Source organism: Vreelandella neptunia (assembly GCF_000712975.1).
GTDB lineage: Bacteria > Pseudomonadota > Gammaproteobacteria > Pseudomonadales > Halomonadaceae > Vreelandella > Vreelandella qaidamensis.
The window spans coordinates 900-1,894 of the sequence record NZ_JHQL01000011.1; the positions used below are offsets into that span (position 1 = coordinate 900).

Below are 995 nucleotides of genomic sequence, written 5' to 3' on the forward strand. Positions count from 1 at the left end.
GGATGCCGACGCGGATGCTGATTCTGACGCAGATGCCGATGCGGATGCGGATGCGGATGCGGATTCTGACGCCGACGCGGATGCCGATGCGGACGCTGATGCTGATTCAGACGCCGATGCCGATGCGGATGCCGACGCTGATGCCGATGCCGATGCAGACGCTGATGCGGACGCCGACGCCGACGCAGATGCGGACGCTGATGCTGATTCAGACGCCGATGCGGATGCGGACGCTGATGCTGATTCAGACGCCGATGCCGATGCGGATGCTGATGCAGATGCAGATGCTGACGCCGACGCCGACGCCGACGCAGATGCGGACGCTGATGCTGATTCAGACGCCGATGCGGATGCGGACGCTGATGCTGATTCAGACGCCGATGCCGATGCGGATGCTGATGCAGATGCAGATGCTGACGCTGACGCTGACGCTGACGCTGACGCTGACGCTGACGCTGATGCCGACGCCGACGCCGACGCCGACGCCGACGCAGATGCGGATGCTGACGCGGATGCCGATTCAGATGCAGATGCAGATGCCGACGCTGATGCAGATGCCGACGCTGATGCAGATGCAGATGCAGATGCCGACGCTGATGCAGACGCCGACGCCGACGCCGACGCCGACGCCGACGCCGATTCAGACGCCGATGCAGATGCCGATGCTGATGCTGATGCTGATGCCGATGCCGATGCCGATGCGGATGCTGATGCGGATGCAGACGCTGATGCCGACGCCGACGCCGACGCCGACGCCGACGCCGACGCGGATGCTGATGCTGATGCTGATGCTGATTCTGACGCCGATGCGGATGCTGATTCGGATGCAGATGCGGACGCCGATGCCGATGCGGATGCTGATTCAGACGCCGACGCCGACGCCGACGCAGATGCGGACGCTGATGCCGATGCTGATTTAGAGGCTACTGTAACCCTGGACGCCCCGGAAACCGTCACCGAAGGCGAGGACATCACCGTCACCGCCCGCGTGGACA

At 63.9% G+C, this 995-nt stretch carries 1 protein-coding gene; it reads left to right on the forward strand.

Annotated elements, in window-relative coordinates:
• Positions 1-995, forward strand: a 995-nt coding sequence (locus tag CR46_RS18490) for a hypothetical protein (RefSeq protein WP_198023747.1), incomplete at both ends; no start/stop codon positions are given.